Source organism: Streptomyces sp. Y7, assembly GCF_043195415.1.
Lineage (GTDB): Bacteria > Actinomycetota > Actinomycetes > Streptomycetales > Streptomycetaceae > Streptomyces.
The window spans coordinates 21999-44895 of record NZ_JBIDDQ010000045.1; the positions used below are offsets into that span (position 1 = coordinate 21999).

16 protein-coding genes are annotated in these 22897 nt (G+C 71.1%); 14 read left to right on the forward strand and 2 right to left on the reverse strand.

The genetic code is table 11. The annotated features are described in order from the left end of the window. Window positions 1-109 precede the first annotated feature (109 nt). The 14 genes from ACGFW6_RS44215 to ACGFW6_RS44280 all read left to right on the forward strand — a co-directional run bounded on the left by ACGFW6_RS44215 (window position 110) and on the right by ACGFW6_RS44280 (window position 19948). Window positions 110-1630, forward strand: coding sequence for a sugar ABC transporter ATP-binding protein (locus tag ACGFW6_RS44215; protein WP_393523208.1), 1521 nt, complete (start codon window positions 110-112; stop codon window positions 1628-1630). Beyond that, entirely contained in the window at window positions 1627-2646 is a 1020-nt protein-coding gene (locus ACGFW6_RS44220; protein ID WP_393523211.1) for an ABC transporter permease, read from the forward strand. Before ACGFW6_RS44215 ends, ACGFW6_RS44220 begins: the two co-directional genes overlap by 4 nt. A 48-nt stretch (window positions 2647-2694) precedes the next feature. After that, the gene (locus tag ACGFW6_RS44225) at window positions 2695-3732 is read left to right on the forward strand and encodes a substrate-binding domain-containing protein (protein ID WP_393523214.1); all 1038 of its coding nucleotides are present in this window, start codon (window positions 2695-2697) and stop codon (window positions 3730-3732) included. 390 nt (window positions 3733-4122) lie between these two features. Further along, the gene (locus tag ACGFW6_RS44230; RefSeq protein WP_393523217.1) at window positions 4123-5379 is read left to right on the forward strand and encodes a Gfo/Idh/MocA family protein; all 1257 of its coding nucleotides are present in this window, start codon (window positions 4123-4125) and stop codon (window positions 5377-5379) included. A 36-nt stretch (window positions 5380-5415) separates the two neighbouring features. Further along, window positions 5416-6414: a sugar phosphate isomerase/epimerase family protein gene (locus ACGFW6_RS44235; RefSeq protein ID WP_393523219.1), complete on the forward strand. Its 999-nt coding sequence runs from the start codon at window positions 5416-5418 to the stop codon at window positions 6412-6414. 300 nt (window positions 6415-6714) lie between these two features. Then, on the forward strand, window positions 6715-10437 hold the full coding sequence (locus ACGFW6_RS44240; protein ID WP_393523222.1) for a ThuA domain-containing protein: 3723 nt from the start codon (window positions 6715-6717) through the stop codon (window positions 10435-10437). Between the two features lie 84 nt (window positions 10438-10521). Continuing rightward, window positions 10522-11763 carry an inositol-3-phosphate synthase gene (locus tag ACGFW6_RS44245; RefSeq protein WP_393523225.1) on the forward strand — a complete coding sequence of 414 codons (1242 nt, stop codon included), beginning with the start codon at window positions 10522-10524 and terminating at the stop codon, window positions 11761-11763. Then, a complete protein-coding gene (locus ACGFW6_RS44250; RefSeq protein ID WP_393523228.1) occupies window positions 11753-13006 on the forward strand; it encodes an SCO3242 family prenyltransferase in 1254 nt (417 codons plus the stop codon). The genes ACGFW6_RS44245 and ACGFW6_RS44250 overlap by 11 nt, the downstream gene beginning before the upstream one ends. After that, the gene (locus ACGFW6_RS44255) at window positions 13003-14028 is read left to right on the forward strand and encodes a sugar phosphate isomerase/epimerase family protein (RefSeq protein ID WP_393523231.1); all 1026 of its coding nucleotides are present in this window, start codon (window positions 13003-13005) and stop codon (window positions 14026-14028) included. Before ACGFW6_RS44250 ends, ACGFW6_RS44255 begins: the two co-directional genes overlap by 4 nt. A gap of 335 nt (window positions 14029-14363) precedes the next feature. Further along, entirely contained in the window at window positions 14364-15224 is an 861-nt protein-coding gene (locus ACGFW6_RS44260; RefSeq protein WP_393523233.1) for an EboA domain-containing protein, read from the forward strand. Beyond that, complete coding sequence (locus ACGFW6_RS44265; RefSeq protein ID WP_393523236.1) at window positions 15224-16147, forward strand: TatD family hydrolase; 924 nt, start codon at window positions 15224-15226, stop codon at window positions 16145-16147. The genes ACGFW6_RS44260 and ACGFW6_RS44265 overlap by 1 nt, the downstream gene beginning before the upstream one ends. Before the next feature lie 3 nt (window positions 16148-16150). Beyond that, complete coding sequence (gene eboE, locus ACGFW6_RS44270; protein ID WP_393523239.1) at window positions 16151-17356, forward strand: metabolite traffic protein EboE; 1206 nt, start codon at window positions 16151-16153, stop codon at window positions 17354-17356. Continuing rightward, a complete protein-coding gene (locus tag ACGFW6_RS44275) occupies window positions 17353-18792 on the forward strand; it encodes an alkaline phosphatase family protein (protein WP_393523242.1) in 1440 nt (479 codons plus the stop codon). Before eboE ends, ACGFW6_RS44275 begins: the two co-directional genes overlap by 4 nt. A 115-nt stretch (window positions 18793-18907) precedes the next feature. Then, window positions 18908-19948 (forward strand): sugar phosphate isomerase/epimerase family protein, encoded by a 1041-nt coding sequence (locus ACGFW6_RS44280; RefSeq protein ID WP_393523245.1) that lies wholly within the window; start codon window positions 18908-18910, stop codon window positions 19946-19948. A 65-nt stretch (window positions 19949-20013) separates the two neighbouring features. Here the strand turns inward: ACGFW6_RS44280 and ACGFW6_RS44285 are convergent, their stop codons facing one another. Together ACGFW6_RS44285 and ACGFW6_RS44290 are read right to left on the reverse strand one after the other, a co-directional pair. Beyond that, window positions 20014-21402: an OFA family MFS transporter gene (locus tag ACGFW6_RS44285; RefSeq protein WP_393523247.1), complete on the reverse strand. Its 1389-nt coding sequence runs from the start codon at window positions 21400-21402 to the stop codon at window positions 20014-20016. Between the two features lies 1 nt (window position 21403). Further along, window positions 21404-22792, reverse strand: coding sequence for an OFA family MFS transporter (locus ACGFW6_RS44290; protein ID WP_393523250.1), 1389 nt, complete (start codon window positions 22790-22792; stop codon window positions 21404-21406). Between the last annotated feature and the right edge of the window lie 105 nt (window positions 22793-22897).

Consider the following 22897-nt stretch of genomic DNA (forward strand, 5'->3'; position numbering starts at 1 on the left):
CACAGCGCTCAGCTCTGCCCTGCCCTGCTCTGCCTGACCCCGCTCCGCCCAGCCCTGCTCTGCCTCGCCCCGCCCTGAAACCGGCCCGCACGCCCGCCAAGGGGACCTCATGGCACCAGAACCACCGCTGCTCAGCATGAACGGCATCACCAAGTCGTTCCCCGGAGTCCGCGCCCTCGACGGCGTCGATCTCGACGTCCAGGCCCGTGAAGTGCACTGCCTGCTCGGCCAGAACGGCGCCGGCAAGTCCACCCTCATCAAGGTCCTGGCCGGCGCCCACCAGCCCGACACCGGCACCATCCGCTGGCGCGGCGAGGAGGTCACCCTCCGCTCGCCGATCGCCGCGATGCGTCTCGGCATCGCCACCATCTACCAGGAACTCGACCTGGTCGAGCACCTGTCGGTGGCCGAGAACGTCCACCTCGGCCATGAACCCACCGCTGCCGGCTTCGTCGTACGCGGAAAGGCCGCGCGGGCGTCAACGGCCCAGCTCCTCAAGCGACTCGGACATCCCGAGATCGACCCCGGCCGGCTGGTCGGGGAGCTGTCGGCGGCGCAGCAGCAGATCGTCTCGATGGCTCGGGCGCTCTCCCACGACGTACGTCTGATCGTGATGGACGAGCCGTCCGCCGCCCTCGACCCGGACGAGGTCGACAACCTCTTCCGCATCGTCGGCGATCTGACCGCCGAGGGTGTCGCCGTCGTCTACATCTCGCACCGCCTGGAGGAGATCCGCCGGATCGGCGACCGGGTGACCGTGCTGAAGGACGGGCGGGCCGTGGCCGGCGGACTCCCGGCGAAGTCGACACCGACACGTGACGTCGTGGCGATGATGACGGGCCGCAACGTCGAATACGTCTTCCCCGAGCGGCCTCTGAAGGACGCCACCGGCGGCGAGCCGCTGCTGGAGGTCCGAGGACTCGCCCGGGACGGGGAGTTCGAGTCCCTGGACCTGAGCGTGCGGCCCGGGGAGATCGTCGGGCTCGCCGGACTCGTGGGCTCGGGACGCTCCGAGATCCTGGAGACGATCTACGGCGCGCGCAAGCCCAGCGCCGGACAGGTCCTCGTCGACGGGCGGGCGCTGAAGCCCGGCAGCGTGCGCGCCGCCGTGCGCGCGGGGCTCGGGCTCGCTCCCGAGGAACGCAAGGCGCAGGCCCTGCTGATGCTGGAGTCCGTCACCCGCAATGTGTCGGTGTCCTCCATGTCCCGCTTCTCACGCGGCGGTTGGATCGACCGCGCCGCTGAACTGGGCGCGGCGCGCGCCGCCACCCGGGAGCTGTCGCTGCGGCCCGACAACCCGTCGGTGCCCGTGCGCACCCTCTCCGGCGGCAATCAGCAGAAAGCCGTCCTGGCCCGTTGGCTGCTGCGCGGCTGCCGGGTCCTGCTGCTCGACGAACCCACCCGCGGCGTCGACGTCGGCGCCCGCGCGGAACTGTACGCGGTCGTACGCCGGCTGGCCGACGAAGGCCTCGCCGTGCTGCTGGTCTCCAGCGAGGTGCCCGAGGTACTGGGCCTCGCCGACCGCGTCCTGGTGCTGCGCGAGGGCCGTGTCGTGCACACGGCTCCCGCGCGAGAACTCGACGAACACCGCGTACTCGACCTCGTCATGGAAGGAAGCCCGGCGTCATGACGCAGCACGCCTCTCCGCCGCGGGACAGCACCGGCAAGGTGCAGTCGGCCGACGGACCGCCCGCCTGGCGCGGCCTGATGGCCCGCGCCGACGTGCGCACGCTCTCCCTGCTCGGCGTCCTCGCCGCGCTGATCGTCATCGGCGGCATCACCAAGCCGGACGAGTTCCTGGACACCCGCAACCTCCAACTGGTCCTCACCCAGGCCTCCGTGATCGGTGTCGTCACCGTCGGCATGACGTTCGTCATCATCTCCGGCGGCATCGACCTGTCCGTCGGCGCGATCGTCGCGCTGGCCTCGGTGTGGGCGACGACGGTCGCGACCCAGGAGTACGGCTTCGCCGGCATCCTCTTCACGGCGGTGATCGTCGGTGTGGGATGCGGGCTGGTCAACGGAGTCCTGATCGCGTACGGCTCGATGGTGCCGTTCATCGCGACGCTCGCCATGCTGGCGTCCGCCCGTGGTCTCGCCCTGCAGATCACCGACGGCAAGACGCAGATCGTCACCATTCCCTCGGTGCTCGACCTCGGTGAGCGCGACGCCTATGTGCTCGGTATCCCGCCGCTGGTCATGGTGTTCGCGGTCGTGACGATCATCGGCTGGCTGGTTCTGAACCGCACGACCTTCGGACGGCGCTCGGTCGCCGTCGGCGGGAACGCGGAGGCGGCCCGTCTCGCCGGCATCGACGTCCGCCGCCAGCGGCTCTACCTCTACCTGCTGTCCGGACTGTGCTGCGGCATCGCGGCCTTCCTGCTGATCATCCTGTCCGGCTCCGGCCAGAACACCAACGGCAACCTCTACGAACTCGACGCCATCGCGGCCGCGATCATCGGCGGCACCCTGCTCACCGGCGGCCGAGGCACCATCGTCGGCTCCGTGCTCGGCGTCCTGATCTTCACCACGATCACCAACATCTTCGCCCTGAACAACCTGCAGAGCGACGTCCAGCAGATCGCCAAGGGCGCGATCATCGTCGCCGCCGTGCTGGTCCAGCGCCGTACCGCGAGCACGACCTGAGGGTCGTACCGCCACCCCGAGCACGACCTGAGGAAAGGGTTCACCGCCATGCCAGAGCTCACCAGTCGCAGAGGGCTGCTGTTCGGGACCGCCGCCATAGGTGCCGGCGCCCTCCTCGTGGGTTGCACGAGCAACGAGTCCGGCGACGAGCCGGCCGCGAACGACCAGCCGGCCGCCGACGACAAGCCCGGCAAGGAGGTCACGATCGGCTTCGCCGGTCCGCAGGCCGACCACGGCTGGCTCAACGCGATCAACGACAACGCCAAGAGCCGGGCGAAGAAGTACTCCGACGTCACCCTGGAGATCACCGAGGGGTCGAACGACACCGCCGCGCAGATCGGCCAGATCGAGACGCTGATCAACAAGAAGGTCGACGTCCTGGTGGTGCTGCCCGCCGACGGCAAGGCGCTCACCCAGGTCGGTCTCAAGGCGATGCGCGCGGGCATCCCCGTCATCAACCTCGACCGGATCTTCAACACCCCGCAGGCGTACCGCTGCTGGATCGGCGGCGACAACTACGGCATGGGCCTCAACGCCGGGCACTACATCGGCGAGAAGCTCAAGGACAAGGCCGACGCCAAGGTCATCGAGCTGGCCGGCCTGGACAACCTGGAGCTGACCAAGCAGCGCACCCAGGGCTTCGACGACGCGCTGAAGAACTACCCCAACATCAAGAAGGTGGCCCGCCAGGCCGCCGAGTTCACGGTCGAGTCCGGCCAGGCCAAGATGGCGCAACTGCTGCAGGCCCAGTCGAAGTTCGACGCCCTGTGGAACCACGACGACGACCAGGGCGTGGGCGCCCTGCGCGCCATCGAGCAGGCCGGGCGCGACGACTTCCTGATGGTCGGCGGCGCGGGCGCGCTGTCCGCCTTCCAGGCCATCAAGCAGGACGACGGTGTCCTCAAGGCCACGGTGCTGTACCCGCCGACCATGGCCGCCTCCGCCATCGACCTGGCCCGTGCGCTGGGCCAGGGCAAGGGCGTCGGCGGGATGGCCGAGTTCGAGATCCCCGCCTCGATCACCCTCTACTCGGCGGTCGTCGACAAGGAGAACGTCGACCAGTACATGTCCACCGGCTTCAAGTGAGGTGCTCCCTGCCCGACGCGGTTGAGGGGCCCGTCGGGCAGGGCCGGGAGCGTCCGGCGGAGCGGGCCGGTCCCGGCGCCGGGAGTCGGGCCGCGTGCCCGGAGCCCATGTGCGCAGGGAGGCGGGCCGCGTGCCCGGAGCCCACGCGCGTCAGGACTCGGGCCGCGTGCCCGGAGCCCTGGTGCGCCGGGACACGGGGGCGGCCGCCGGGCCCGGGAGGCCGGCACGGCCCAGGCACGGCGAACCGTCCGGCGGCGAGCGCGGGAGACGCCCGCCGTACCGCGACGGGCCACTGCCCCGGCTCCGCCGGGAGCCCGCCAGGTGCCGGCACGTCCGCGCAGGACGCCCCGCAACCCCCCACCGCGGCACGACGACGAGGAGGACCATCGCATGGGACAGCCGCAGCAGCCCGAAGAGGCCGAGGCGGAGGCACGGGCCACGACCGGCGGAGCGGGAGCGCCGGTCACGGGGACCCACAGGCCACCGCTGCGCGTCGGCATGGTCGGCTACGCCTTCATGGGCGCCGCCCACTCGCAGGGCTGGCGCACCGCGGGCCGTGTCTTCGACCTCCCCCGCACCCCGGTCATGACCGCGATCTGCGGACGGGACGCCACGGCCGTGCAGGCGGCCGCGGAGCGGCACGGCTGGGAGTCGGTGGAGACCGACTGGCGCGCGCTCATCGCGCGGGACGACATCGACCTCGTCGACATCTGCACACCGGGCGACAGCCACGCCGAGATCGCCCTCGCCGCGCTGGCCGCCGGCAAGCACGTGCTGTGCGAGAAGCCCCTCGCGAACACCGTAGAGGAGGCCGAGGCCATGGCCGCGGCAGCCGAAGAGGCGTACGGGCGCGGCCAGTTGGCGATGGTCGGCTTCAACTACCGGCGCGTGCCCGCCACCGCGCTGGCCCGCAGCATGGTCGCCGAGGGCCGCCTGGGCACCCTGCGCCATGTGCGGGTGACCTACCTCCAGGACTGGCTCGTGGACCCCGAGTTCCCGCTGACCTGGCGGCTGCGCAAGGAGCTCGCCGGTTCGGGAGCGCTCGGCGACCTGGGCGCGCACATCATCGACCTGGCGCAGTACCTGGTGGGGGAGCAGCTCGGCGGTGTGTCCGCGCTGACGGAGACCTTCGTCAAGGAACGGCCGCTGCCCGGCGGCCCCACGAGCGGCCTGTCCGCCGTCTCCGCGCACGGCACCGGCCAGGTCACCGTCGACGACGCCGCCGTGTTCACCGGCCGCTTCCCCTCCGGCGCCCTCGCCTCCTTCGAGGCCACCCGCTACGCCACCGGCCGCAAGAACGCCCTGCGCATCGAGCTCAACGGCGAGCTCGGTTCCCTCGCGTTCGACCTGGAGCGGCTGAACGAGCTCTCCTATCACGACGGCAGGGAAGCGGGCACGCACGGCGGCTTCCGCCGGATCCTCGTCACCGAGCCCGACCACCCCTACCTGGACGCCTGGTGGCCGCCGGGCCACGGTCTCGGCTACGAGCACACCTTCGTCCACCAGGCCCGCGACCTGGTGCTCGCCGTCGCCGAGGGCCGCCGGCCGCAGCCGTCCTTCGCCGACGGGCTGCAGGTGCAGCGCGTGCTCGCGGCGGTGGAGGAGAGCGCCGAGAAGAACTCCGTCTACACCCCGATCGCCGTCTGAACCACCCCGATAGCGGCCTGAGGAGGCTGACGCGCAATGCCGCGTACGTTCACGCTGTTCACCGGCCAGTGGGCCGACCTGCCGCTGGAGGAGGTCTGCCGGCTCGCCCGCGACTTCGGCTACGACGGGCTCGAACTCGCCTGCTGGGGCGACCACTTCGAGGTCGACAAGGCCCTGAGCGACCCGTCCTATGTGGAGTCGAGGCATCAGCTCCTCGACAAGTACGGTCTCAAGTGCTGGGCGATCTCCAACCACCTGGTCGGACAGGCCGTCTGTGACGCCATCATCGACGAACGCCACCAGGCCATTCTGCCGGGCGAGGTGTGGGGCGACGGCGACCCGGAGGGTGTCCGCCGGCGGGCCGCGGCCCGTATGCAGGACACGGCGCGGGCCGCGGCCGCCTTCGGCGTCGACACGGTGATCGGCTTCACCGGCTCCGCCATCTGGCATCTGGTCGCGATGTTCCCGCCCGCGCCGGAGTCGATGATCGAGCGTGGCTACGAGGACTTCGCGGCCCGCTGGAACCCGATCCTGGACGTCTTCGACGCGCAGGGCGTGCGGTTCGCGCACGAGGTCCACCCCAGTGAGATCGCCTACGACTACTGGACGACCCAGCGCGCCCTGGAGGCCGTCGGCCACCGGCCCGCCTTCGGCCTCAACTTCGACCCCTCGCACTTCGTGTGGCAGGACCTCGACCCGGTCGGGTTCCTGTGGGACTTCCGCGACCGGATCTACCACGTCGACTGCAAGGAGGCCCGCAAGCGCCTCGACGGCCGCAACGGCCGGCTCGGCTCGCATCTGCCGTGGGGCGACCCGCGTCGCGGCTGGGACTTCGTGTCGGCCGGGCACGGTGACGTCCCCTGGGAGGACGTCTTCAGGATGCTGCGTTCCATCGACTACCAGGGGCCGATCTCCGTGGAGTGGGAGGACGCCGGCATGGACCGGCTCCAGGGCGCTCCCGAGGCTCTGACCCGGTTGAAGGCCTTCGACTTCGAGCCGCCCAGCGCGTCCTTCGACGCCGCGTTCAACAGCTGAACCACGCACCCGGCGCAGGTCGGGGACGGGGACCGGACACACCGCCGGTCCCCCCTCCGACCTGCCCGAATCCTGCTTTGTCCTGCGATGGGAAAAAGTTCAACCGATCCTGACGCAAGGGGTGTTCGCCCCGGACGGACGCGGTTACCGTCCCTGAAGTGTTCAGGACACACGGACGTGTTCAGGACCCACGCAAGCGCTTTACGGCACAGCCACCTCCGGGGTGACGGCGCACCCCGGCGCCCGCACCGCACGTCTTCGACCCACCCCGTACGGCCCACCCGTTCCCGGAGGGACTTCGTGCACAGAAGCAGATCCCGAAGCACCCGCACCCCGAGGCGCCCGAGCCTTCGCACCGCCGTCGCCCTGTTCACCGGCCTGCTCCTCGCGGTGGGCACCCCGGCGACCGTCGCCGGCGCCCACCCCGGCCACCCGGAACACGACGAACCGGCAGCCGCCGAGGGCCAGTTCCAGCAGGTCCCGCTCGCCAAGGGCGAACCCGAGATGGGCGAGCCGATGTCGCTCGCCGTGCTCCCGGACCGCAGCGTCCTGCACACCTCGCGCGACGGCACGCTGCGCCTGACCGACCAGGGCGGCGTCACGAAGGTCGCCGGCAAGCTCGACGTCTACAGCCACGACGAGGAGGGCCTGCAGGGCGTCGGCATCGACCCGGACTTCGAGAACAACCGGGTGATCTACCTCTACTACGCCCCGCCGCTGGACACCCCCGCTGGTGACGCCCCGGAGACCGGCACCGCCGACGACTTCAAGAAGTTCGACGGCGTCAACCGGCTCTCCCGCTTCGTCCTCAACGCCAACGGAACGCTGAACCTGGCCAGCGAGAAGAAGGTCATCGACGTCGCGGCGTCCCGCGGCACCTGCTGCCACGTCGGCGGCGACATCGACTTCGACGCGGCCGGCAACCTCTACCTGTCGACCGGCGACGACACCAACCCCTTCGCCTCCGACGGCTACACGCCGATCGACGTCCGCGAGGGCCGCAACCCCGCCTTCGACGCCCGCCGCAGCTCCGGCAACACCAACGACCTGCGCGGCAAGATCCTGCGCATCAAGGTCGCCGAGGACGGCTCGTACACCGTCCCGGACGGCAACCTCTTCGCCCCGGGCACCGAGAAGACCCGCCCCGAGATCTACGCGATGGGCTTCCGCAACCCGTTCCGGATGAGCGTCGACGACAAGACCGGCATCGTGTACGTGGGTGACTACGGCCCCGACGCGGGTGCCGCCTCGCCGACGCGCGGCCCGGCCGGACAGGTCGAGTTCGCCAAGGTCACCAAGGCCGCGAACTTCGGCTGGCCGTTCTGCACGGGCAACAACGACGCCTACGTCGACTACGACTTCGCCACGGGCACCTCCGGCGCGAAGTTCGACTGCGCCGCCCCGAAGAACACCTCGCCGTACAACACGGGCCTCACCGACCTGCCGCCCGCGCAGGCCGCCTGGATCCCCTACGACGGCGGCTCCGTGCCCGAGTTCGGCAGCGGCTCCGAGTCCCCGATGGGCGGCCCGGTCTACCGCTACGACCCCGACCTCGACTCCAGCGTGAAGTTCCCCGAGGCCTACGACGGCGACTTCTTCGCCGGCGAGTTCGGCCGCCGCTGGATCAAGCGGATCGAGCAGAACGAGGACGGCTCCGTCGCGAAGATCAACGACTTCCCCTGGACCGGCACCCAGATCATGGACATGGAGTTCGGCCCCGACGGCGCGCTCTACGTCCTCGACTACGGCATCTCCTGGTTCCAGGGCGACGAGCACTCCGCGCTGTACCGGATCGAGAACGCCGAGGACGGCTTCTCCCCGATCGCCGAGGTCAGCGCCGACAAGACGTCCGGAGCGGCCGGCCTGAAGGTCAAGTTCACCGCATCCGCCAAGGACGCCGACTCCCCGGACCTCACCTACAGCTGGGACTTCGGCGACGGCACGAAGGGCGAGGGGCTCACCCCCACCCACCAGTACAAGAAGGTCGGCACCTACACCGCGACCTTCACCGCCAAGGACCCCGAGGGCAACACCGGCAACGCCAGTGCCCGGATCGTGGTCGGCAACACCGAGCCCAAGGTGAGGATCGACATCCCGGGCAACGGCGCTCTCGCCGAGTTCGGCAAGCCCGTGCCCTTCAAGGTGACCGTCACCGACCCCGAGGAGACGATCGACTGCTCCAAGGTCAAGGTCGCCTACAGCCTCGGCCACGACTCCCACGCACACGAGCTGACCAGCGAGATGGGCTGCGAGGGCACCCTGACGCCGCCCGCCGGTGACGGCGGCCACGACCCCAACGCCAACATCTACGGCGTGGTCGGCGCCGGCTACACCGACGGCGGGGCGAACGGCCAGGAGGCCCTGACCGGCACCGCACGCGCCGTGCTCCAGCCGCTGCACCGCCAGGGCGAGCACTTCACCACCCAGTCGGGCGTGTCGGTGATCGACAAGACCGGCGCCAACGGGGGCAAGACCGTCGGAAACATCGACGACGGCGACTGGATCGCCTTCACCCCCTACCGGTTCGACGGACAGAAGAAGATGACGGTGCGGGCCTCCTCCGGCGGCGCGGGCGGCTTCATCGAGGTGCGCACCGGGTCGCCCGAGGGACCGCTGCACGGCTCGGCGTACATCCCGCCCACCGGCGGCTGGGAGACCTTCCAGAACGTCGACGTGCCGCTGCGGTCCCTGCCGAAGAAGACCACGGAGGTCTACCTGGTCTTCAAGGGCGGCGGGGGCGCCCTGTACGACGTGGACGACTTCGAGTTTTCCAAGGAGCCGTTCAAGGGCGGCAAGAAGGTCCTGGTCTTCTCCAAGACGGCAGGCTTCCGGCACGACTCCATCCCGGCCGGCGTCGCGGCCCTGAAGGAGCTCGGCGGCCCGGCCGGCATCACGGTCGACGCGACCGAGGAGGCCAAGCAGTTCACCACCGCCAACCTCGCCAAGTACGACGCGGTGGCCTTCCTGTCCACCACCGGTGACGTGCTGAACGCCGAGCAGCAGAAGGCGTTCGAGAACTACGTGGCCGGCGGCGGCGGATACATGGGCATCCACGCGGCCGCCGACACCGAGTACGACTGGTCGTTCTACGGCGGCCTGGTCGGCGCCTACTTCGACTCGCACCCGGCGATCCAGAAGGCCACGGTCCGCGTCGAGGACCACGACCACCCGTCCACCGCGCACCTCGGCGACGCCTGGGAGCGCACCGACGAGTGGTACAACTACCGCACCAACCCGCGTGAGCAGGCCAAGGTCCTCGCCACCCTGGACGAGACCACCTACCAGGGCGGGAACATGAAGGGCGACCACCCGATCGCCTGGTGCCAGAGCTACGGCGGCGGCCGGTCCTTCTACACCGGCGGCGGCCACACCAAGGAGTCCTACGCCGACGAGGCCTTCCGGGCCCATCTGCTCGGCGGCCTGCAGTACGCCACCGGCCAGGTCAAGGCGGACTGCAAGCCGAGCAAGGACTACCGGAAGATCTTCAACGGCCAGACCCTGGAAGGCTGGAAGCAGGCCGGTCCCGGCAAGTTCAACGTCAAGGACGGCGCCCTGGAGACCGAGGGCGGCATGGGCCTGCTCTGGTACCAGGCCAAGGAGCTGAAGTCGTACTCGCTCAAGCTCGACTGGAAGATGCAGGGCGACGACAACTCCGGGATCTTCGTGGGCTTCCCGGCCTCCGACGACCCCTGGTCCGCGGTGAACAAGGGCTACGAGATCCAGATCGACGCGACCGACGCGCCCGACCGCACCACGGGTTCCGTCTACTCGTTCAAGTCGGCGAACATCAAGGCCCGTGACCAGGTTCTGCGGCCGCCCGGCCAGTGGAACTCCTACGAGATCAAGGTCCAGGGCGAACGCCTCCAGGTGTTCCTCAACGGAGTCAGGATCAACGACTTCACCAACAAGGACCCCGAGCGGAGCCTGACCGACGGCTACATCGGCCTGCAGAACCACGGCGCCGACGACCAGGTCTCCTTCCGCAACATCCAGTTGAAGGAACTGCCCGTCCAGGGCGACTGAACGGCGGCGGGCGGGGGACGCCGGACCCCCGCCCGCCGTCTCCACCCCTCCCCTTGAGGCTCGCGTACGACCAGGAGGCTGCCCATGTCCGCGTCCCTCTCCCGACCGCGTGTGGGAGTGTGGCTGATCGGAGCCCGAGGTTCCGTCGCCACCACCGTCGTCACGGGGTGCGCCGCCGTCACCGCGGGGCTGCATCCGCCCACCGGCATGGTGACCGAGACCCCGGCCTTCGCCGACAGCGGCCTGCCCGCCCTGACCGACCTCGTCTTCGGCGGCCACGACACCCTCGACTGCCCCCTGCCCAAACGTGCCGAGACCCTGACCGCCGGCGGTGTCCTCCCGCCGGGCGTCGCCACCGCCGTAGCGGCGGAACTCGGCGCCGCCGACCAGGAGATCAGGCCCGGCGGCCCCACCCCGGGAGACACCAGGAGCGAGGCCGAACTGATCACGGCCTTCGCCGACGACATACGCGACTTCGCGCAACGCCATGAGCTGGAGCGGACGGTCGTGGTCAACGTCGCCTCGACGGAACCCGCGTCCGCCGGGCCCGGCACCCCGCTGCCCGCCAGCACCCTGTACGCACTGGCGGCCTTGCGAGCGGGCTGCCCGTACGTCAACTTCACGCCGTCCGAGGGCATGCACCACCCGGTCGCCGCCCGCGAGGCCGAACGGAGCGGCCTGCCCTACGCCGGCCGGGACGGCAAGACAGGCCAGACCCTGCTGCGGGCCGTACTGGGCCCGATGTTCGCGCAGCGCGCGCTGAACGTGCGGGCCTGGTCCGGTACGAACCTGCTGGGCGGCGGCGACGGTGCCGCCCTCGCCGACCCGGCCGCCGCGGCCGCGAAGAACGCCGGCAAGGAACGCGTCCTCGCCGACACCCTCGGCTCCGTCCCCGAGGGCGAGGTGCACATCGACGACGTCCCCGCACTCGGCGACTGGAAGACCGCCTGGGACCACATCGCCTTCGACGGCTTCCTCGGCACCCGCATGATCCTCCAGACCATCTGGCAGGGCTGCGACTCCGCCCTCGCGGCCCCCCTCGTACTGGACCTGGCCCGCCTCACGGCCCGCGCCCACGAGGCCGGCCTGACCGGCCCGCTCTCCGAACTCGGCTTCTACTTCAAGGATCCGGTGGGGGAGGGGCCGTCGAGCCTGGGGGAGCAGTACGCGGGGCTGCTCGGGTTGGGGGCGCGGCTCAGGCGGGCGGGGGGTGACGGGGACCCGCCGACGGCCGGGGCCACGGGTGACCACGGGGCCCGAACGGAGGCCGCCGTCCGGGACGCCGATCCGCGTGAGCCCGCTGCCGGGAGTGGCCGTGAGTCGTAGCCGTGCCTGGGCCGAACTGCTCCGGCTCCCCGCCCTGTTCACCGTCCCCGGCGACGCCCTGAGCGGTGCCGTCGCCGCCGGGTCCCGGCCCAGCCCCCGCACCCTGCTCGCCATCGGCTCCTCCCTCTGTCTCTACGAGGCCGGCATGGCCCTCAACGACTGGGCGGACCGCGCGGAGGACGCCGCCGAACGCCCCCACCGCCCCCTCCCGTCCGGCCGGATCCGCCCCGCGGCCGCCCTCACCGCGGCCTGCGCCCTCACCGGTGCCGGGCTGGCCCTCGCCGCCCGCGCCGGCCGCCCCGCCCTCACCGTCGCCGCGCCCCTCGCGGCCACCGTCTGGGCCTACGACCTCTCCCTCAAGCACACCCCGTGCGGCCCCGCGGCCATGGCCACGGCCCGTGCCCTGGACCTCCTCCTCGGCGCCGCGGCCACGACCGGCCGCACCCGCGCCGCACTCCCGTCGGCCGCCCTGCTCGGCACCCACACCCTCGCCGTCACCGTGGTGTCCCGCCAGGAGACGAAGGGCGGTTCACCCCTGGCACCGCTCGCCGCCCTGACCGCGACGGCCCTCCTGAGCCGCCTGCTGACGCACCACCCCACCGGCACCCCGCCGCACGGGACCACGGCCACCGCTTCGGACGACGTCCCGCCGGGAGCAGCCGCCTCCAGCCGGCCGGGCATGGCTGTCCGCGAGCCTGCCGCTGCCACGCGCCGACGGCGACTCGGACCCGGCGCCACATCGGGGACCACCCGAACGCGGTCGTCCGGCTCCACCGCCTGGCATGCTCCCCGAGCCCGGCCTGCCGACTCTGCCCCGCGTGCTCCGCAGGCCCGGCCGACCGGCACCGCGCGAACTGCGCAGGCCCGGCCGACCGGCACCGCCTGGGGTGCTGCGCAGGCCTGGCCGACCGCCGCCGCTTGGCGTGCCGCGCTGGCCTGGCCGACCGGCACCGCCTCGCGTGCTGCGCAGGCATGGTCGGCCGAATCCTCCTGGCCGCCCGCCCGCGCGCTGACGACGGCCCTCGCCGCCGCCTACGCCGCGACCGCCGCCCGCCCCTACTTCCACGCCACCCTCAATCCGTCACCCCAGCTCACCCAACGAGCCGTCGGCGGCGGCATCCGCGCCACCATCCCGCTCCAGGCGGCGCTGTCCGCCCGATCCGGAGCGAGCCTCACGGCCCTGGTCATCGCGGGACTCGCCCCACTCGGCCGACGGTTCGGAAGAAAAGTGAGCGTCACATGAGCAGGACGACGACCGTCCCGGGCCACTCCGCCGGGGTCCCGCGAGCCGAGGGCGCCGTTCACGGCACCAGCGCCGAACCCGCGCCCGTCGCCGACGTACCTGCCCCGACCATCCCCCTCCGCTTCGGCTACGGCACCAACGGCCTCGCCGACCTGCGTCTCGACGACGCCCTCGCCCTGCTCGCCGACCTCGGATACGACGGCGTCGGCCTGACCCTCGACCACATGCACCTCGACCCGCTCGCCCCCGACCTGGCGGCCCGCACCGCACGCCTCGCGCAGCGGCTGGACGCGCTCGGCCTGAGCGTCACGGTGGAGACGGGCGCCCGCTATGTGCTCGACCCGCGCCGCAAGCACGGCCCCTCCCTCCTGGACCCCGACCCGGACGACCGAGCACGCCGCGTCGACCTGCTGATCCGCGCCGTCCGGGTCGCCGCCGACCTCGACGCTCACGCCGTCCACTGCTTCAGCGGCATCACACCGCCGGGAACGGACCCGAGCACCGCCTGGCACCGCCTGACCGACGCACTCACCCCGGTCCTGGAGGCTGCCACCGCCTCCGGCGTCCACCTCGCCGTCGAGCCCGAACCCGGTCATCTCCTCGCCACCCTCGCCGACTTCGACCGCCTCCGCCGTGCACTCGGCGACCCCGAACACCTCGGGCTCACCCTCGACATCGGCCACTGCCAGTGCCTCGAACCCCTCTCTCCCGCCGACTGCGTCCGCGCCGCCGCCCCCTGGCTGCGCCACGTCCAGATCGAGGACATGCGCCGTGGCATCCATGAACACCTCCCCTTCGGAGACGGCGAGATCGACTTCCCGCCCGTCCTCGCCGCCCTCTCCGCAGCCGGCTACCAGGGCCTGACCGTCGTCGAACTGCCCCGCCACTCCCACGCGGGCCCCCACTTCGCCGAACGCTCCCTCCCGTTCCTTCGGAGCGCCGAGGCCGCGGCCACCGCAGCCCCCCTTCCCGTCCCACCCCTCGGCGATCCCTCCGCCACCCCCGAAGGGAGCACCTCATGACCCACCCCCGCACCAGCCCGGCAACCCCGGGCGCGGGCCCCGAAAGCCGCCCGCCCAACGAGAGACAGACGGACCGAGAACCGGGCGCCCCGGACACCGGGTCTCACGCGGAGGCAGGGTCCCGCGCGGAAGCCGGGTCTCGCACCGAGGCCGGGTCTCGCGCCGAGGCCGGGCCCCTCACAGAAGGCGGGCCCCGCACCGAGGCACGGTCCCTCAGCGAGGCGAGGTCCGGCACCGACGGCGGGCCCCGTACCGAGGCCGGGTCCCGCGCCGAAGGCAGGCCCCGCGCCGAAGCCGAGGTGCAGAGAGACGCCGGAGCCCGGACGGAAGCCGAGGTGCAGAGAGACGCCGGAGCCCGGACAGACGCCGGGGCGCAGAGAGACGCCGGAGCCCGGACAGACGCCGGGGCGCAGAGAGACGCCCAAGCCCGGACAGATGCCGGGGCGCAGAGAGACGCCGGAGCCCGGACAGAAGCCGGGGCGCAGAAAGACGCCGAAGCCCGGACAGACCCCGAGGCCGATACAGACCTCGCCCTCACCCCACCTCCCGAGCTGCGTGCCCAGCTCGCCGCCCGTCTCGGCTCGGCCGCCCGCACCTGGCTCCACCGAGCCCTCGACGAGGCCGCAGCCCACCCAGGCACCCACGGCCCCATATCCGTCTGGGAGCTGCGCATCGCCGAGGCCGGCCGGCGCTGCGGCCCGGACCACGCGGACGCCGCTCGCGTCCTCATCCTGCACGCGGCCCGGGCCGACGCGGACGCCCTCAGCCGGGTCTACTTCCAGGGCACCGGAGCCGAACGCCGCGCCGTCCTGCACGCACTGCCCCACCTCGTGTCCGGCCCGCAGGGCCTCCCGCTGGTCGAGGACGCCCTGCGCACCAACGACACCCGGCTCCTCGCCGCCGCCGTCGGCCCCTACGCCGCCCGGCACCTCGACTCCCACCAATGGCGGCACGCCGTCCTGAAGTGCCTGTTCACCGGTGTTCACGTCGACACGGTGGCCGACCTGGACCGCCGCGCCCACCACGACGCCGAACTCGCCCGCATGCTCGGCGACTACGCCGCCGAACGCACCGCCGCGGGCCGTTCCGTGCCCGAAGACCTGTACCGCGTCCTGACCTTGACCGACCCCACGGCCACCCCACCCGCGCCTGCCGCCGAGCGCGGCAGCCGCGGCACCGACGGCAAGGAGTCCTGATGCGCCTCTTCGACCCCCACATCCACATGACCTCGCGCACCACCGACGACTACGAGGCCATGTACGCCGCCGGCGTCCGTGCCGTCGTCGAGCCCTCCTTCTGGCTCGGCCAGCCCCGCACCTCGCCCGCCTCCTTCCTCGACTACTTCGACTCCCTCCTCGGCTGGGAGCCGTTCCGTGCCGCGCAGCACGGCATCGCCCACCACTGCACGCTCGCCCTCAACCCCAAGGAGGCGAACGACCCGCGCTGTGTCCCCGTCCTCGACGAACTGCCCCGCTATCTCCTCAAGGACCAGGTCGTCGCCGTCGGCGAGATCGGCTACGACTCGATGACCCCCGCCGAGGACACCGCCCTCGCCGCCCAGCTCCAGCTCGCCGCCGCCCACGAACTGCCGGCCCTGGTCCACACCCCGCACCGCGACAAGCTGGTGGGCCTGCGCCGCACCCTCGACGTCGTCCGCGAGTCCGCGCTGCCCGCGGACCGCGTCCTGGTCGACCATCTCAACGAGACCACCGTCAAGGAGGCCAAGGACAGCGGCTGCTGGCTCGGCTTCTCCGTCTATCCCGACACCAAGATGGACGAGGAGCGGATGGTCGCGATCCTGCGCGAGTACGGGCCCGAGCAGGTGCTGGTGAACTCCGCCGCCGACTGGGGCAGGAGCGATCCCCTCAAGACCCGCAAGGTCGCCGACCTGATGCTCGCGGAAGGCTTCGGCGAGGACGACGTCGACCTGGTGCTGTGGCGCAACCCCGTCGCCTTCTACGGACTGAGCGGCCGCCTCAATCTCGACGTCGCCGCCCCCGACGCGACCCACGAGGGCAACTCCATCCTCCGCGGCGCCCCGAAGGACCCCGACGAAGAGCCGGGCGGAGCACCGGGACAGGGGGGCGACCCCGCCACCGCTCCGGCCCCGGGAGCGTGAGCCATGCGCTTCCGCCACCCCGACGGCTCCACCGTCCACCTCGCCTACTGCACCAACGTCCACCCCGCCGAGACCCTCGACGGCGTCCTCGCCCAGCTCCGGGACCACTGCGAGCCCGTCCGCCGACGGCTCGGCCGCGACCGCCTCGGGATCGGCCTGTGGCTCGCCAAGGACGCCGCCCACGCCCTCGTCACCGACCCGTCCGCCCTGCGCGGCCTGCGCACCGAACTCGACCGGCGCGGCCTCGAGGTCGTCACCCTCAACGGCTTCCCGTACGAAGGGTTCGGCGCCGAGGAGGTCAAGTACCGCGTGTACAAGCCGGACTGGGCCGACCCCGAACGCCTTGACCACACCACCGCCCTGGCCCGGGTCCTCGCCGGTCTCCTCCCCGACGACGTCACCGAGGGCAGCATTTCCACCCTGCCGCTTGCCTGGCGCACCGACTACGACGATCGCCGCGCCGACACGGCCCACCTCGCCCTGCGCACGCTCGCCGAACGCCTCGACGCACTCGCGGAGTTGACCGGACGCGACATCCGCGTCGGCCTCGAACCCGAGCCCGGCTGCATCGTCGAGACCACCGCCGACGCCCTCGCCCCGCTCGCCGCGATCGGACACGACCGCATCGGTATCTGTGTCGACACCTGTCACCTCGCCACCTCCTTCGAGGATCCCCTGTCCGCCCTGGACGCCCTCAGCGAAGCCCGCGTCCCCGTCGTCAAATCCCAGCTGTCGGCCGCACTGCACGCCGAGCAGCCGCACCTCCCCGATGTCCGCGAGGCACTCGCCGCCTTCGACGAACCCCGCTTCCTGCACCAGACCCGCACCTCCCCCGCTCTCAACTCCGATCGAGCGGGAGGGACCCCCATCGCCGCCGCTCTGCGCGGCACCGACGACCTCGGCCAGGCCCTCAACGGTGAGGCGCTCCCCGACGCCTCCCCGTGGCGCGCCCACTTCCACGTCCCGCTCCACGCGGCCCCCGCCGCACCTCTCACCTCCACACTCGACGTCCTCAAGGACGCGCTCGCCCGTCTCGTCGGCGGCCCGCACCCGCTCACCCGGCACCTGGAGGTCGAGACCTACACCTGGCAGGCCCTCCCGGCCGAACTGCGGCCCCGCGCCCGCAGCCAGCTCGCCGAAGGCATCGCCGCCGAACTCACTCTCGCCCGCGATCTGTTGACCGACCTCGGCCTCAAGGAGCTGCCATGACCGAAGCCTCAGGACCGGCAGCCCCGGCCACCGACCCCGCGACGGACACCACCGCCGCCGGCCGGCCCAACCCGCTCCTGGTCCTCGACGTCGTCGGCCTCACCCCCCGTCTCCTCGACCACATGCCGCACCTCAAGACACTCGCCCAGTCCGGGTCGCTGGCGCCGCTCGGCACCGTCCTGCCCGCCGTCACCTGCGCCGCCCAGTCCACCTTCCTCACCGGCACCCACCCGTCGGAACACGGCATCGTCGGCAACGGCTGGTACTTCCGCGACCTCGGTGACGTACTCCTGTGGCGCCAGCACAACGGCCTGGTCGCCGGCGACAAACTCTGGGACGCCGCCCGACGCGCCCACCCCGGCTACACCGTCGCCAACATCTGCTGGTGGTACGCCATGGGCGCCGACACCGACATCACCGTCACCCCCCGTCCGATCTACTACTCCGACGGCCGCAAGGAACCCGACTGCTACACCCGGCCGCCCGCCCTGCACGACGAACTCACCGAGAAACTCGGCACCTTCCCTCTCTTCCACTTCTGGGGCCCCGGCGCGGACCTCGTCTCCAGCCGCTGGATCATCGACGCCACCCGTCACATCAACCGCACCCGGCGCCCGGACCTGACGCTCTGTTATCTCCCTCATCTCGACTACGACTTGCAGCGCTTCGGTCCCGACGACCCGCGTTCGCTGAAGGCGGCCGCCGACCTGGACGCGGCCATGGCGCCGCTCCTGGACGACGCCCGTGCGGAGGGCCGTACGGTCGTGGCGCTCTCCGAGTACGGCATCACCCGAGCGGACCGGCCCGTCGACATCAACCGCGCCCTGCGGCGCGCGGGACTGCTGGAAGTGCACACCCAGGACGGCATGGAGTACCTCGACCCCATGGCGTCACGGGCCTTCGCGGTCGCCGACCACCAGATCGCCCATGTCTATGTGCGCCGGCCGGAAGACCTCGACGCGACGCGGGAAGCGCTCGCCGGACTGCCCGGCATCGAGCAACTCCTCGACGACGAGGGAAAGAAGGCCCACCATCTCGACCATCCGCGCGCCGGCGAACTCGTCGCCGTGGCGGAGCCGGACGCCTGGTTCACGTACTACTACTGGCTCGACGACGCCCGCGCGCCCGACTTCGCGCGACTGGTCGAGATCCACCGCAAACCCGGCTACGACCCGGTCGAACTCTTCATGGATCCCCTCGACCCCTATGTCAAGGTCAAGGCCGCGACCGCGCTCGCGCGCAAGAAACTCGGCATGCGCTACCGCATGGCGGTCGTGCCCCTGGATCCGTCACCTATTCGCGGCAGCCACGGCCGCCTTCCAGCGAGCGACGACGACGGTCCGCTCCTCATCTGCTCCACCCCCCGCGCTGTCGGCGACCGTGTCGCGGCCACCGACGTGAAGTCACTCCTGCTCCAACTCGCCGGTCTCGGCTGACGGGTCACGACCGGCGCGCACCAGCTCGCCGGTCCCACCGGCCCGTCACTTCCGACTGGTCCCCAGTGAAGCACTCACCACTGACAACGGCCTTCGATCACAAGGAGTTCCAGGCATGAGCCGCTTTTCCCAGACGGACCCCGAACTCACCCACCGCCTCAGCAGACGAGGCATGCTCGGCGTGGCGGCGGGCGCCACCGCCGCCGCTCTGGTCGGCGCGGCCACCCCCCCCGCGACCGCCGCGTCCGCTCCCGCCCCGGCCTCCCACGGCCGCGGCCGTCCCGTCCTGCCGCCCGGGCGCCTCGGCATCCAGCTCTACAGCCTGCGCGACAAGGTCTCCACCCTCGGATTCGCGCCCGTCTTCGCCGAACTGGAGAAGTACGGCTACGACGAGGTGGAGTTCGCCGGATACACCCAGGGCTCGGCCGGCCCGATCACCCTCGCCCAGCTCAAGCGGCTGGCCAGGAACCACGGTCTGAACCCGATCGGCAGCCACGTCGGCTACTACTCCGACGACCCGAACGCCTACACCTTCGCCCAGAACCTCACCAAGGTCCTGGACGACGCCCAGGCCCTCGGCCTGAAGCACATAGGCACCGCGTCCGGGCCGTTCCGCTACGGCTCCACCGTCGACGCCTGGAAGCGCGCCGCCGAGGAGTTCAACACCTACGGCGCGGCGGCCAGGGCGCGCGGCATGAAGTTCTACCAGCACAACCACTCCGAGGAGTTCTCCTTCGCCACGGACAACCCCAAGGTCCGGCTCTACGACGTGCTGCTCGCCGAGACCGACCCCGACCTCGTCTTCCTGGAGATGGACATCTACTGGGCCTACTCGGGGCAGTTCCGCTTCTCCAAGCGCCCCGACGGCTCACCGGCCCCCTTCGAGCCGCTGAACTACGTCCTGAAGCAGCCGCACCGCTACCCGCTCTTCCACGTGAAGGACGGCGTGAGCGACCCGTCCGACACGTACGGCTACCGCATGGTCGACGTCGGCGACGGCGACATCGACTACAAGAAGTTCATCTCCGCCGTGACACGACTGCGCGGTCACCGCTCCGACCACCACTGGCAGGCGGAGCACGACAACCCGACCGAGTCCTTCACCTTCGCCCGCCGCTCCAGCGCGCACCTGCACTCGCTGCGCGAGAAGTGCTGACGGCCGTACCACGATGAGGAGGCCCTCCCCGGAAACGGGGAGGGCCTCCTCATGGGAACGACTCGTCAGCGCGCCGGACTCGGCACCGCCGTGCGCCCCGGCTGGCGCAGCAGCAGCGCGATCGCCGCCGCCACGATCGACACCCCGCCGGCCAGTGCGTAGGCACCGTCGTAGCCCCAGGCCGCGACGACCATGGAGCCGAGACCGCCGCCGAACAGGCCGCTGATCAGTTTGCCGCTGTAGACGAGGCCGTAGTTGGTCGCGTTGAAGTTCTCCCCGAAGTAGTCCGGCGTGAGTGCCGCGAACAACGGGTAGAAGGCGCCTCCGCCGAATCCGGAGAGGAACGCGAAGAACAGGAACAGCCACTCGCTCCTGAGGTCCCCGGCCCAGATCACACCGAACTGGGCGAGACCCAGCACGACGATCACGAACACCAGGGTCGGCTTACGCCCCCACCGGTCCGACAGCCAGCCCACGACACCGCGCCCGACGCCGTTGATCACCGCCATCACACCCATCGACGACGCCGCGACCAGCGGGCCGAAACCCACCTCCTTGGCGTAGTCGACCTGGAAGGAGATACCGAAGATCGACACGCCGGCGGTCAGCACCACGGACAGCCACATCAGCGGGAGCATGCCCGTCCTGACGGCCTCCCGCGGCGTGTACTGCTTCACCGCCGGCGGGTTCTTGGCCAGGCTCGCCGCGCTCTTGTCGCTGCCCGCGTACGACAGGGGATCGATGTCCGCGGGCCACCAGTTCTTCGGCGGGTCCTTGAAGAAGAACGCGGATCCGAGGACGACGATCATGATGTAGCAGCCGATCAGGTCCAGCACCCGGTGGTAGTTCGCGGTGTCGAACCCGTAGTTGAAGATGAAGATGAACGGCAGTGATCCGTACGCGAACCCGCCATTGACGAACCCGGTCCGGGCGCCGCGCCGCTCGGGGAACCATTTGCCGACCATGTTGATGCAGGTCGCGTAGACCAGGCCGGCGCCGATGCCGCCGATGACGCCGAAGCCGAGGATCGCCAGCCAGACGTTGTCCATGTGCGACAGGGCGAGGAACCCCAGCAGACACATGCCGGAGCCGATGTACATGGCGGAGCGGGCCGTCAGGATGCCCTTCTCGCGCAGCCAGCCCGCCGGGAAGGCGATGCCGGCCTGGAAGAACACCCAGACGCTGAGGATCCAGAAGGTGTTGCTCTGCGTCCAGCCGTGCGCGTGGGACAGCGTGTCCTCCGCGGAGCCGTACGCGTATTCGAAGACGCTGATGGCCATCATGGCGATCCACGGGAGATACACCATGATCTTGCGGGAGTGGCCGAGGATGTCGCGGTCGGACTCGCCGACGCGGTAGACGCGACCCCGGGAGTCGGTCACCTCGCGGTAGGGACGGTGTGCGGCGTCGGATGGTGCGGACGAGCTGTTTGCTGCGTACGGATCTGCCGTCATGTCAGGCCATGTCCTCGCCGAGAGGTTGGGGGTTGGGTGCGATACCGCGCGTGTTCTTGTCGCGTCCCGGCGGGCTCAGGAACAGGGCCACGCAGCCGGCGAACAGGGAGATGGAGCCGGCCAGGATGAAGGCACCGGAGTGCCCCCAGGCGCTCACGACCACGGCGCCCATGCCCGCGCCGAGACCGGAGACCAGCTTGGCGCTGTAAACCATGCCGTAGTTGGACGCGTTGTTGTTCTCGCCGAAGTAGTCCGCGGTGAGTGCCGCGAACATCGGGAAGATGGCGCCGCCGCCGAAGCCGGAGATCGCCGAGAAGATCAGGAAGAACGCCAGGTGCTTGCTCTCGGCCGCCCAGAGGATGCCGTACTGGGCGAGGCCCAGGATGACGCAGACGGCGAGCAGGCACCGCTTGCGGCCGTACAGGTCGGACAGCCAGCCGATCACGCCGCGGCCGGTGCCGTTGACGACGGCCTTCAGTGACATGGCCGTGGCGACGATGCCGCCCGCGAAGCCGGCCTCCTCACCGATGTCCACCTGGAAGGCGATACCGAAGATGTTCACGCCGGACGTGCACGCCAGGCAGAACCACATCAGCGCGACCCGGCCGGTCTTCCAGGCCTCCATCGGGGTGTACTGGCGCACCGCGGGCGGGTTCATCCGCATCGAGCGGGCCGCGCGCGGGTCCTTCGGCGGGTTGAGCGGGTCGATCTCCGCGGGCCACCAGTTCTTCGGCGGGTCCTTGAAGAAGAAGCCGGCCGTCCCCACCATCAGGGCGAGGAAGACGCCGACCGAGACCAGCACCCAGCGGAAGTTGGTCAGGTCCATGTAGCCGGTGAAGAGGAAGACGAAGGGCACCGAACCGTAGGCGAAACCGCCGTTGACGAAGCCGGTCTTGCCGCCCTTGCGCTCCGGATACCACTTGCCGACCATGTTGACGCAGGTCGCGTACACCATGCCCGCGCCCATGCCGCTGAACATGCTGAAGCCGATGTAGGCGACGACGACATGTGGCGCGTAGGCCAGTGAGAGGTAGCCGAGCAGGGTGCCGGCCGCACCCAGCATCATTGCGAAACGGGCCGGCAGCTTGCCGGACTCGCGCAGCTTGCCCGCGGGGAAGGCCACCGCGGCCTGGAAGAACACCCAGACCGTCATCATCCAGAAGATGTGCGCACTGGCCCAGTGGTGCGCGGTGTGGAGCGTGTCCTCGGCGGACGCGAACGCGTACTCGGCGGAGGAGATGCCCATCATGCCGACCCAGGGCAGGATCACCATCCACTTGCGCTTGCGCCCCATGATGTCGACGTCGGTCTCGCCGACGCGGTAGACGCGTCCGTTCCTGTCGGTCACCTCCCGGTAGGCGGCGACTCGCGTAACGTCAGTAGTAGTCACGTTAATTGCACCCCTTGCGTCGAAAGTTCTGGCCAGCGCCCCCTGTCCAATGCCTTTCGTGCGCGCGCGGGTCCCGGGGCCGGGCCCCCCCCCCCCCCCGGCGGC

What these genes read in the sequence shown, in the direction of transcription:
- ACGFW6_RS44215 (WP_393523208.1), top strand. Translation starts at nt 110, where the DNA reads ATGGCACCAGAACCACCGCTGCTCAGCATGAACGGCATCACCAAGTCG.
- ACGFW6_RS44220 (WP_393523211.1), top strand. Translation starts at nt 1,627, where the DNA reads ATGACGCAGCACGCCTCTCCGCCGCGGGACAGCACCGGCAAGGTGCAG.
- ACGFW6_RS44225 (WP_393523214.1), top strand. Translation starts at nt 2,695, where the DNA reads ATGCCAGAGCTCACCAGTCGCAGAGGGCTGCTGTTCGGGACCGCCGCC.
- ACGFW6_RS44230 (WP_393523217.1), top strand. Translation starts at nt 4,123, where the DNA reads ATGGGACAGCCGCAGCAGCCCGAAGAGGCCGAGGCGGAGGCACGGGCC.
- ACGFW6_RS44235 (WP_393523219.1), top strand. Translation starts at nt 5,416, where the DNA reads ATGCCGCGTACGTTCACGCTGTTCACCGGCCAGTGGGCCGACCTGCCG.
- ACGFW6_RS44245 (WP_393523225.1), top strand. Translation starts at nt 10,522, where the DNA reads ATGTCCGCGTCCCTCTCCCGACCGCGTGTGGGAGTGTGGCTGATCGGA.
- ACGFW6_RS44255 (WP_393523231.1), top strand. Translation starts at nt 13,003, where the DNA reads ATGAGCAGGACGACGACCGTCCCGGGCCACTCCGCCGGGGTCCCGCGA.
- ACGFW6_RS44265 (WP_393523236.1), top strand. Translation starts at nt 15,224, where the DNA reads ATGCGCCTCTTCGACCCCCACATCCACATGACCTCGCGCACCACCGAC.
- eboE (WP_393523239.1), top strand. Translation starts at nt 16,151, where the DNA reads ATGCGCTTCCGCCACCCCGACGGCTCCACCGTCCACCTCGCCTACTGC.
- ACGFW6_RS44275 (WP_393523242.1), top strand. Translation starts at nt 17,353, where the DNA reads ATGACCGAAGCCTCAGGACCGGCAGCCCCGGCCACCGACCCCGCGACG.
- ACGFW6_RS44280 (WP_393523245.1), top strand. Translation starts at nt 18,908, where the DNA reads ATGAGCCGCTTTTCCCAGACGGACCCCGAACTCACCCACCGCCTCAGC.
- ACGFW6_RS44285 (WP_393523247.1), bottom strand. Translation starts at nt 21,402, where the DNA reads ATGACGGCAGATCCGTACGCAGCAAACAGCTCGTCCGCACCATCCGAC.